The 9,462-nt window shown below is 67.6% G+C and carries 13 protein-coding genes; 11 read left to right on the top strand and 2 right to left on the bottom strand.

What is annotated here, in order from left to right; translation table 11 throughout:
* The 9 genes from ACRDU5_RS20210 to ACRDU5_RS20170 all read left to right on the top strand — a co-directional run.
* On the top strand, positions 1 to 777 hold a 777-nt coding region (locus ACRDU5_RS20210), incomplete at its 5' end, for an NUDIX hydrolase (protein ID WP_526616632.1).
* A gap of 95 nt (positions 778 to 872) precedes the next feature.
* Positions 873 to 1,787 carry a pyridoxal 5'-phosphate synthase lyase subunit PdxS gene (gene pdxS / locus ACRDU5_RS20205; protein ID WP_526616631.1) on the top strand — a complete coding sequence of 305 codons (915 nt, stop codon included), beginning with the start codon at positions 873 to 875 and terminating at the stop codon, positions 1,785 to 1,787.
* A 9-nt stretch (positions 1,788 to 1,796) separates the two neighbouring features.
* Positions 1,797 to 2,642 carry an acyl-CoA thioesterase II gene (tesB, locus tag ACRDU5_RS20200; protein ID WP_526616630.1) on the top strand — a complete coding sequence of 282 codons (846 nt, stop codon included), beginning with the start codon at positions 1,797 to 1,799 and terminating at the stop codon, positions 2,640 to 2,642.
* The gene (pdxT, locus tag ACRDU5_RS20195; protein ID WP_526616628.1) at positions 2,639 to 3,223 is read left to right on the top strand and encodes a pyridoxal 5'-phosphate synthase glutaminase subunit PdxT; all 585 of its coding nucleotides are present in this window, start codon (positions 2,639 to 2,641) and stop codon (positions 3,221 to 3,223) included. Before tesB ends, pdxT begins: the two co-directional genes overlap by 4 nt.
* A gap of 131 nt (positions 3,224 to 3,354) precedes the next feature.
* Positions 3,355 to 4,113 (top strand): YebC/PmpR family DNA-binding transcriptional regulator, encoded by a 759-nt coding sequence (locus ACRDU5_RS20190; RefSeq protein WP_526616627.1) that lies wholly within the window; start codon positions 3,355 to 3,357, stop codon positions 4,111 to 4,113.
* Between the two features lie 91 nt (positions 4,114 to 4,204).
* Positions 4,205 to 4,759 (top strand): crossover junction endodeoxyribonuclease RuvC, encoded by a 555-nt coding sequence (gene ruvC / locus ACRDU5_RS20185; protein WP_526616626.1) that lies wholly within the window; start codon positions 4,205 to 4,207, stop codon positions 4,757 to 4,759.
* Positions 4,756 to 5,346, top strand: a complete 591-nt coding sequence (gene ruvA, locus ACRDU5_RS20180; protein WP_526616624.1) for a Holliday junction branch migration protein RuvA — start codon at positions 4,756 to 4,758, stop codon at positions 5,344 to 5,346. Before ruvC ends, ruvA begins: the two co-directional genes overlap by 4 nt.
* Positions 5,343 to 6,410, top strand: a complete 1,068-nt coding sequence (ruvB, locus tag ACRDU5_RS20175) for a Holliday junction branch migration DNA helicase RuvB (protein ID WP_526616623.1) — start codon at positions 5,343 to 5,345, stop codon at positions 6,408 to 6,410. The genes ruvA and ruvB overlap by 4 nt, the downstream gene beginning before the upstream one ends.
* Positions 6,411 to 6,420: 10 nt before the next feature.
* Complete coding sequence (locus tag ACRDU5_RS20170; protein WP_526616622.1) at positions 6,421 to 7,053, top strand: hypothetical protein; 633 nt, start codon at positions 6,421 to 6,423, stop codon at positions 7,051 to 7,053.
* A gap of 25 nt (positions 7,054 to 7,078) precedes the next feature.
* Here the strand turns inward: ACRDU5_RS20170 and ACRDU5_RS20165 are convergent, their stop codons facing one another.
* On the bottom strand, positions 7,079 to 7,366 hold the full coding sequence (locus ACRDU5_RS20165; protein WP_526616621.1) for a maleylpyruvate isomerase N-terminal domain-containing protein: 288 nt from the start codon (positions 7,364 to 7,366) through the stop codon (positions 7,079 to 7,081).
* A gap of 80 nt (positions 7,367 to 7,446) precedes the next feature.
* On the opposite strand from ACRDU5_RS20165, the gene ACRDU5_RS20160 reads away from it, so the two are divergent.
* Positions 7,447 to 8,082 carry a hypothetical protein gene (locus ACRDU5_RS20160; protein ID WP_526616619.1) on the top strand — a complete coding sequence of 212 codons (636 nt, stop codon included), beginning with the start codon at positions 7,447 to 7,449 and terminating at the stop codon, positions 8,080 to 8,082.
* Between the two features lie 18 nt (positions 8,083 to 8,100).
* Here ACRDU5_RS20160 and ACRDU5_RS20155 read toward each other — a convergent pair whose 3' ends face one another.
* On the bottom strand, positions 8,101 to 8,565 hold the full coding sequence (locus ACRDU5_RS20155; RefSeq protein WP_526616617.1) for a MarR family winged helix-turn-helix transcriptional regulator: 465 nt from the start codon (positions 8,563 to 8,565) through the stop codon (positions 8,101 to 8,103).
* Positions 8,566 to 8,625: 60 nt separating this feature from the next.
* Between ACRDU5_RS20155 and ACRDU5_RS20150 the strand changes: the two genes are divergently transcribed.
* On the top strand, positions 8,626 to 9,462 hold an 837-nt coding region (locus tag ACRDU5_RS20150; RefSeq protein WP_526616616.1), incomplete at its 3' end, for an alpha/beta fold hydrolase.

Below are 9,462 nucleotides of genomic sequence, written 5' to 3'. Positions count from 1 at the left end.
GTGGAGAACCAGTTGGCGGCCATCCTGTCTGCCGTCGATATCGCCCGGCTGGCGCCGCAACAGGTGGCCGAACTCGCCGACGCCGAAGCCCGGGTGCTGATCGCGCGCCGCTTCCACAACGACGCTGTCCGCGACACGCTGGCGTTGCGCGAGCGGCCAGCGGTGCGATGGCTGCGGCTGGGCGGAACCGCCGCGCTGCCAACCTATTTCGAGATCGCCGAGCGGGCCGAAGCGTCGCACCGGGATGTCGGTTTGGTCAGCCGGCGCACATCGGCGCGGGTGGTGTTGCTCGACGAGGGCGGAGCGGTGTTGCTGTTCTGCGGGTCCGACCCGGCATCGCCGGACGGCCCCGACGGCCCAGCGCCGCGATGGTGGTTCACCGTCGGCGGTGCGGCCCAGCCGGGAGAGACGCTGACCCAGGCCGCCGTGCGCGAGCTCGCCGAGGAGACCGGGCTGCACGTCGACCCGGCCGACATGTTCGGACCGGTGTGGCGACGCGACGCCGTCATCGACTTCAACGGGTCGGTCATCCGCAGCGAAGAGATGTTCTTCGTGCACCGCACCCGCCGGTTCGAGCCGGCCACGTCGGGGCGGAGCGCGCTGGAGCGACGCTACATCCATGGCCACCGCTGGTGCGATGCGACAATGATCGGCGAGCTGGTCGCCGAGGGGGAAACCGTGTACCCGTTGCAGCTCGGCGAGCTGCTCGACGAAGCCAACGCGCTGGCCGATGCGCAGGGTGGGAGACCGCAACGGCAGTCGCAATCGATCCGCTGAAACTGGATTCGTTTTTGCTCCTCGCGTGCGCAGTGGATTTATTCGATTTGGCGCCACCTCTAGACTGGATCAGTAGGCATTCGGAGGAGATAACAGTGGATACCGCAGCCGGACCGAACGGGGCAGGCGGTCAGACGGGCACCGCCCGGGTCAAGCGCGGCATGGCCGAGATGCTCAAGGGCGGCGTCATCATGGACGTCGTCACCCCCGAGCAGGCCCGCATCGCCGAGGGATCCGGCGCCGTCGCGGTGATGGCGCTGGAACGCGTCCCCGCCGACATCCGCGCGCAGGGCGGGGTGTCGCGAATGAGCGACCCGGACATGATCGAGAGCATCATCTCCGCGGTCACCATTCCGGTGATGGCCAAGGCCCGCATCGGCCACTTCGTGGAGGCGCAGATCCTGCAGAGCCTCGGTGTCGACTACATCGACGAATCCGAGGTGCTCACCCCGGCCGACTACACCCACCACATCGACAAGTGGAAGTTCACCGTGCCGTTCGTCTGCGGCGCGACAAACCTCGGTGAGGCGCTGCGCCGGATCACCGAGGGCGCGGCGATGATCCGCTCCAAGGGCGAGGCCGGAACCGGCGACGTGTCCAATGCGACCACGCACATGCGGGCCATCGGCGGCGAGATCCGTCGGCTGACATCGCTGTCGGATGACGAGCTGTACGTCGCCGCAAAGGAATTGCAGGCGCCCTACGACTTGGTCGCCGAAGTCGCGCGGGCGGGCAAGCTGCCGGTGACGATGTTCACCGCCGGTGGCCTCGCCACCCCGGCCGACGCCGCCATGATGATGCAGCTCGGCGCCGAGGGCGTGTTCGTCGGCTCGGGCATCTTCAAGTCCGGCGATCCCGCGCAGCGCGCCGCCGCGATCGTCAAGGCCACCACCTTCTACGACGACCCCGACGTGCTGGCCAAGGTGTCGCGCGGGCTGGGGGAGGCCATGGTGGGCATCAACGTGGAGGACATCGCCGCCCCGCATCGGCTTGCCGAACGCGGCTGGTAAACAAGCCGCATGGCGATCGAGGAGATCCTTGATCTCGAGCAGCTCGAGATCAACATTTACCGCGGCAGCGTCTTCAGTCCCGAATCGGGCAACTGGCAGCGCACCTTCGGTGGCCATGTCGCCGGCCAATCGCTGGTGTCGGCGGTACGCACGGTGGATGCCAAATACCAGGTGCACTCGCTGCACGGGTACTTCCTGCGCCCCGGAGATGCAAAGGCGCCCACCGTATTTATTGTTGAACGTCTCCGCGACGGCGGGTCATTCGCGACCCGGCGCGTCAACGCAATCCAGCACGGCGAAACCATCTTTTCCATGTCGGCGTCGTTTCAGACCGACCAGAGCGGCATCCATCATCAGGACGTCATGCCGTCGGCGCCACCACCGGAAGACCTGCCGGGCCTGACCGAGATCAAGGCGTTCGACGACGCCGGATTCAAACAGTTCGAAGAGTGGGAGATCCGGATTGTGCCGCAGGAGAAGCTGGCACGCCTTCCCGGTAAGGCCTCCCAGCAGCAGGTGTGGTTCCGGCACCGTGACCCGTTGCCCGACGATCCGGTGCTGCACATCTGCGCGCTGGCCTACATGAGCGATCTGACCCTGCTGGGTTCGGCGCAGGTCCATCACCAAAAGGAGCGCCGACACCTGCAGATCGCGTCGCTGGACCACGCGATGTGGTTCATGCGGCCATTCCGGGCCGACGAATGGCTGCTGTATGACCAGTCCTCACCGTCGGCGTCCGGCGGCCGGGCGCTGACCCAGGGCAAGATCTTCACCCGGTCCGGCGAGATGGTGGCCGCCGTGATGCAGGAAGGGCTGACCCGCTACAAGCGCGACTTCGCGCCGGCGCCAGAGTGACCGCCCCGCGCGTCGGCGTGCTGGCCCTGCAGGGCGACACCCGAGAGCACCTGGCGGCGTTGCGTGAAGCCGGAGCCGAACCATCCACCGTTCGCCGCCGCAGCGAGCTCGACGCCGTCGACGCGCTGGTCATCCCGGGCGGTGAGTCGACGACGATGACGCACCTGCTGCGGGAGTTCGAACTGCTCGAGCCGCTGCGGTCGCGGTTGGCCGAGGGGATGCCCGCCTATGGGTCGTGCGCCGGAATGATCCTGCTGGCCAGCGAGATCCTCGATGCCGGCGCCGCGGGTCGAGAAGCTACTCCGTTGAAGGCCATCGATATGACCGTGCGCCGCAATGCCTTTGGCCGGCAGGTCGATTCCTTCGAGGGCGACATCCCGATTGAGGGCCTGGACCGGCCGGTGCACGCGGTGTTCATCCGGGCGCCGTGGGTGGAGCGGGTGGGTCCCGACGTGCAGGTGCTCGGCCGCGCCGCCGGTCACATCGTCGCGGTGCGCCAGGGCCGGATGCTGGCGACGGCGTTTCACCCCGAGATGACCGGCGACCGCCGCATCCACCGGCTGTTCGTCGACATGCTGTAGCGATTTCGGCGTGATTTCTAGCGCTCACCGCAGGTTTTCACGCCGAAATCGCCAAGAAGAGGTCCACGTAGACTCGTTGACCGGGCTTTGCACGACTACTTTGCACGACTAAGGAAGCGAGCAGTACCTGCATGAGCGGCCATTCCAAGTGGGCCACCACCAAGCACAAGAAGGCCGTCGTCGACGCACGCCGCGGCAAGATGTTCGCCCGGTTGATCAAGAACATCGAGGTCGCGGCGCGAGTGGGCGGTGGCGACCCGGCCGGCAACCCGACGCTGTATGACGCCATTCAGAAGGCCAAGAAGAACTCGGTGCCCAACGACAACATCGAGCGGGCCCGCAAGCGTGGCGCCGGTGAGGAAGCCGGCGGCGCCGACTGGCAGACCATCACCTACGAGGGCTACGGGCCCAATGGTGTCGCGGTGCTGATCGAATGCCTGACCGACAACCGCAACCGCGCCGCCGGTGAGGTGCGCGTCGCGATGACCCGCAACGGCGGCAGCATGGCCGACCCGGGGTCGGTGGCCTACCTGTTCTCCCGTAAGGGCGTTGTCACCCTGGAGAAGAACGGGCTGACCGAGGACGACGTGCTGACCGCCGTGCTGGACGCGGGCGCCGAGGACGTCGACGACCTCGACGAGAGCTTCGAGGTCGTCTGCGAGCCCGGCGATCTGGTCGCCGTGCGCACCGCGCTGCAGGACGCCGGCATCGACTACGAATCGGCCGAGGCCAGCTTCCAGCCGTCGGTCACGGTGCCCGTCGACCTGGATGGCGCCCGCAAGGTGCTCAAGCTGATCGACGCCCTCGAGGACAGCGACGACGTGCAGGACGTCTACACCAACATGGACATCCCCGACGAGGTGGCCGCCGAACTCGACGGCGAGGCCTGAGCCAAACACCGGTCAGTGCCGCGTGTCCCTGCCGGATCCCGTCGGCGCAGCGCGTTATTGTGTCGAACAGCTGTTCTACGAAGGGGCTGCCGTGCGGGTGATGGGAGTCGATCCCGGGTTGACGCGCTGCGGCCTGTCCGTCATCGAGGGTGGACAAGGCCGCCAGGTCATCGCGCTCGACGTCGACGTGGTGCGCACGCCGTCCGATGCGCCCCTGCAGCAGCGGCTGCTGACCATCAGCGACGCCGTCGAACTCTGGATGGACACCCACCGCCCCGACGTCGTCGCGATCGAGCGGGTGTTTTCCCAGCACAACGTGTCGACGGTGATGGGCACCGCGCAGGCCGGCGGGGTGATCGCGCTGGCGGCGGCGAAGCGCGGCATCGACGTCCACTTCCACACGCCGAGCGAGGTCAAGGCCGCGGTCACCGGCAACGGGGGCGCCGACAAGGCACAGGTCACCGCGATGGTGACGAAAATCCTTGCGCTGCAGACCAAACCGACACCGGCCGACGCCGCAGACGCGTTGGCGCTGGCGATCTGCCACTGCTGGCGCGCGCCGATGATCGCACGGATGGCCGCCGCCGAAGCGCTGGCCGCCGAACAGCAGAAGAAGTACCGGGCACGACTCAAGGCGGCACGATGATCGCATCGATTCGCGGGGAAGTCCTTGACGTGGCACTTGACCACGTTGTGATCGAGGCGTGCGGCGTCGGATACCGCGTCAACGCGACGCCGTCGACGCTCTCCACGTTGCGCCGCGGCGTAGAGGCCCGACTGGTAACCGCGATGATCGTGCGCGAGGACTCGATGACGCTGTACGGATTCGCCGATTCCGATGCCCGCGACCTTTTTTCCACCCTGCTGTCCGTCTCCGGAGTGGGGCCGAAGATCGCGCTGGCCACGCTGGCGGTGCACGACGCGCCCGCGCTGCGCCAGGCGCTCGCCGACGGCGACGTCACCGCGCTGACCCGGGTGCCCGGCATCGGCAAGCGCAGCGCCGAGCGGATGGTGCTGGAACTCCGCGACAAGGTCGGCCCGGTGGGGCCGGCCGTCGGCCTGCCGGCCGCCAACGGCCACGCCGTGCGCGGGCCCGTCGTGGAAGCCCTTGTCGGACTTGGCTTTGCCGTCAAGCAGGCCGAGGAGACCACCGCGAAGGTGCTGGCCAACGATCCGGAGACCAACACGTCCAATGCGTTGCGCTCCGCACTGTCCATGCTGGGTAACAAATGAGCCGGTTCGACGACTTCACCGGCGACGAGGCCGACGAGCGGGACGTCTCACCGGCGCTGACGGTCGGCGAGGGCGACATCGACGCCAGCCTGCGGCCACGCTCGCTCAGCGAGTTCATCGGCCAGCCGCGGGTGCGCGAACAGCTGCAACTGGTCATCGAGGGCGCCAAGAACCGCGGCGGCACACCGGATCACATCCTGCTGTCCGGTCCGCCGGGGCTGGGCAAGACATCGCTGGCGATGATCATCGCCGCCGAACTGGGCTCGTCGCTGCGGGTGACGTCGGGCCCGGCGCTGGAACGCGCAGGTGATCTGGCCGCGATGTTGTCCAACCTCGTCGAGCACGACGTGTTGTTCATCGATGAGATCCACCGCATCGCGCGGCCCGCCGAGGAGATGCTCTATTTGGCGATGGAGGACTTCCGCGTCGACGTGATCGTCGGCAAAGGGCCTGGGGCGACGTCGATCCCGCTCGAGGTCGCGCCGTTCACGTTGGTGGCCGCCACCACTCGGTCGGGCGCGCTGACCGGCCCGCTGCGCGATCGGTTCGGCTTTACCGCGCACATGGACTTCTACGAGCCCGCCGAGTTGGAGCGGGTGCTGGTGCGCTCCGCCGGAATTCTCGGCATCGAGGTGGGCGCCGACGCCGGCACCGAGATCGCCCGCCGCTCCCGGGGAACGCCGCGCATCGCCAACCGGCTGCTGCGCCGGGTTCGCGACTATGCGGAAGTCCGCGCCGACGGCGTGATCACCTGTGATATTGCGAAATCTGCACTGGAGGTCTACGACGTCGACGAGCTCGGCCTGGACCGACTGGACCGCGCCGTGCTGTCCGCGCTGACCCGCAGCTTCGGCGGCGGCCCGGTAGGGGTATCCACGCTCGCGGTCGCGGTGGGGGAGGAAGCCACCACGGTAGAGGAGGTGTGCGAGCCCTTCCTGGTTCGTGCTGGGATGATCGCCCGCACGCCGCGTGGACGCGTCGCCACGGCGCAAGCCTGGACCCATCTCGGCGTGACCCCACCGGCCGGGGTCAGCGGTCTGGGGCAGGTCGGCCTTTTCGGCTAGGAGGACTCGGATGGGAAGCGGGACAATACGACTCGGCGGGCTGTTCGGCATCGCCTCGGCGGCCGTCATCATCCCGGCATATCTGGTCGGATCCCCCGAGCGGCTCGTCGGGAGCGCCGAGACATACCTCGAGAAGGCATCCGCCTTCATCGCTGCGAACGGCGCGCTGCCGTTGCTGCACGTGCTCTTCGGGTTGGTCTTTCTCGGGGTGCTGGTGTCGATGCTGCGCGCGGCCGCGGGACCCACCGGGGCCGTGTACGTCGCGCTCGGCGGCGGCATCGTGTTCCTGGCGCTGACTGCGGCAGGCCTTGCCGCCGAAGTGGCGGTACCCGCGGTGGCACACGGCGTTGACCATCCGTCGACGACCGGCAGCGAGGATTACTTCCTCGCCCTGGCCGTGTGGCTGTACCACTACAGCCAGATCTGTTCGGCGGCATTGTTCTTCGCGACTGGCTACATCGTGTGGCGAACGGGCGTGCTGCCAAAGTGGACGGCGTTGCTGGCGGTGCTCGGGGTTCCCGCACTACTCCACCTGTGGTTCGGCGTCTACGCCGCTTATGCCACCGTCGCGTGGATCGCGCTCACCGGCCTGGCGATGCTCGCGATCCCGCCGGTGGTGCAGGTGGAAAGTGTCGGTGTGTAATGCTCAGCGGATCGCCGGCACGGCGTCATCCGGTGCCGCACGGCCCGCGAGCACCGATGCCATCGGGTTCGTTGAAGCGCCGCAACATGTCCGCCGCGTCGGTGACCTCCGCGGGTCCGTCGATGATCGCACCGTTGAGCATGTCGAACATCGCCGGATCTGGACACAGGTGGGCCACCAGCGCGCGCACATCCCAACCCGCGCAGCGCGTTGGCGTCGACCACTGCTCCCCGCTGAGCCCCCCGCACCGACGCGCCCAGCGCTGCCACGCATCGGCCAGAACTTCCCGCACGTCGTCGCTGTTCAGCCGCACGCCGCCAGCCTAATCACAGCGGCAGTCGAGGTTATGCCGCCACACGTGCGGGTACTCCTTCGATGACCGAGGAGGCATCAATGAGTGACACGCGCGTAGGCACCCACGGTGGCAGGTTGCAGATGCCCCGCAGCCGTGGTGCGGCAAGTGGATTTCTACTGATTCTGTTGGGCGTTTGGGGTGCGCTCATTCCGTTCGTAGGACCGTATTTCGACTTTGCATTCACCCCGGATCAGGAATGGACGTGGACCACCGCCCGGGGCTGGCTCGAGGTGCTGCCCGGCGCCGCCGCCGTGGTGGGCGGCCTGCTGCTGCTTGGTTCGCGCAATCGCGCGACCGCGATGTTCGGCGGCTGGTTGACGGTGTTTGCCGGCGCATGGTTCGTCGTCGGACGGGCACTGGCCGGACCGTTGGGCATCGGCGATGCCGGCGCTCCGGTGGCGGCGACCGAAACCAAGCGCGTCTGGCTGGAGTTGACGTATTTCTACGGCCTGGGCGCACTGATCATCTTCCTGGGCGCGGTCGCGCTGGGACGGTTGTCGGTTCGCAGCGCTCGTGACATCAGGTATGCGCAGCGTCCGGTCACGACGACCACCACCGAGCCGACGCCGTCGGAGGATGTGACGGAGATCCAGCCGGCGGAACCGGAACCGGAACCGGAGCCGCGGCATCGCCCGTGGGCCGGCATGTTCGGACGTCGCCACGTCCATCAGTAGCCCGGCGCGACTTGGCGGCTAGCTTCGGGCCTGCACGGGGTCGAGCTCGTCGAGAAGCCGCTGCATGGTGTGGCACATCTGGGTGAAGTTCCGCGTTCCAACCAGCTTCGCCCATCGGCGCTCGATATCTGCAACGCGGGTACCGGCGTCGGCCATCAGGGCGCGGCCGCGTTTGGTCAAGTCGATGAGCTTCGCCCGACCGTCGGCCGGATCGGGCCGACGGGTCAGGTAGCCCATGTCGGCGAGATCATTGACCAGCTCCGATGTGGCGGCCAGGCTCAGCTGCGCGCGGTCCGCCAGCTCGGTGAGCCTGATGCCACCCATCCGGATGTTGCCGAAGATCTGGAAGTGCGGCTCCCGTACGTCTCCGTATCCGGCGTCCGCGCGCGGAGCGGCGAGGTCGTCCCGGAACTCGCGCAACAGCCTGACCAGCAGCTGCCCGATGGCCAGCCGGTCGGGTGGCAGAGCTCTTGACGTCGCCATGGCGTCCGAGGATACTACGGCTACCGAAGTTTCGGGTTCCGAAGTAAATGGGAGGTCGCCGTGATCGCTCCGCGTCCGACTTTCGTCAGCACCGATCTCGGCCGGCTGCACGTACGGCGCACCGGCACTGGTCCGCCGGTGGTGTTGTGGCACAGCCTGTTCGTCGACTCCAGTTCCTGGGGACCGCTGATCGACGAGTTGGCCGCGCAGCATACGGTGTATGCGATCGACGGGCCGTCGCACGGCAAGAGCGAGTCGGTGCCGCGCGATTTCACCTTTGAAGAGTTAGTGGTCTCCGCGGAACAGGCGCTTGACCAGCTGGGCCTCACCGAGCCTGTCGACTGGGTTGGCAACGCCTGGGGTGGCCACGTCGGCATTCGCCTTGCAACCGGAACGCGGTTGCGGACACTGGCAACCATCGGCACACCGATCCAAGGCTTCACAGTGGGGGAGAAGCTCACCAAGGCCTGGCCGCTCGTCAATATGTATCGGTTCATCGGGCCGACAGGCTTCGTCGTCAAGCTGCTGTTCGACTCGCTGGTCGGCAAGGATGCCATTGCCGCGCAACCCGATCAGGCGGCGACGGTGATGGCGTCGTTCCGTGACGCGGACCGCGACGGCATGCTGCACGCGATGCGCTCGATGATGCTGCAGCGCACGGGCATCGAGCATCTGCTCGGCAACGTCAAGGTCCCCACGCTCGTGATGTCTGTGCGCGACGACGTGACGGGCTGGCGTCCCGACGAAGCCCGCCGCACGTGTGCCGCCATCCCGGACTGCCGCGTCGACGAAGTCGCGGGGACCGGGCACGTCTCACCGCTGTTGATCGACCGCGACCGAATCCTTGGGCTCGTCACCGAATTCTGGGCCGCGACGGATCGCAACCAGCCCGCGAAA

Origin of the sequence: Mycobacterium sp., assembly GCF_050701515.1 — a bacterium.
GTDB lineage: Bacteria > Actinomycetota > Actinomycetes > Mycobacteriales > Mycobacteriaceae > Mycobacterium.
Note: the sequence above shows the minus strand (reverse complement) of the source record. Positions and strands in the feature narration are given on the sequence as shown.

Excerpts from the sequence above, each read along its gene's own strand:
- tesB (WP_526616630.1), top strand. The coding sequence starts at position 1,797 with ATGGCGATCGAGGAGATCCTTGATCTCGAGCAGCTCGAGATCAACATT.
- ACRDU5_RS20190 (WP_526616627.1), top strand. The coding sequence starts at position 3,355 with ATGAGCGGCCATTCCAAGTGGGCCACCACCAAGCACAAGAAGGCCGTC.
- ruvA (WP_526616624.1), top strand. The coding sequence starts at position 4,756 with ATGATCGCATCGATTCGCGGGGAAGTCCTTGACGTGGCACTTGACCAC.
- ruvB (WP_526616623.1), top strand. The coding sequence starts at position 5,343 with ATGAGCCGGTTCGACGACTTCACCGGCGACGAGGCCGACGAGCGGGAC.
- ACRDU5_RS20170 (WP_526616622.1), top strand. The coding sequence starts at position 6,421 with ATGGGAAGCGGGACAATACGACTCGGCGGGCTGTTCGGCATCGCCTCG.
- ACRDU5_RS20160 (WP_526616619.1), top strand. The coding sequence starts at position 7,447 with ATGAGTGACACGCGCGTAGGCACCCACGGTGGCAGGTTGCAGATGCCC.
- ACRDU5_RS20155 (WP_526616617.1), bottom strand. The coding sequence starts at position 8,565 with ATGGCGACGTCAAGAGCTCTGCCACCCGACCGGCTGGCCATCGGGCAG.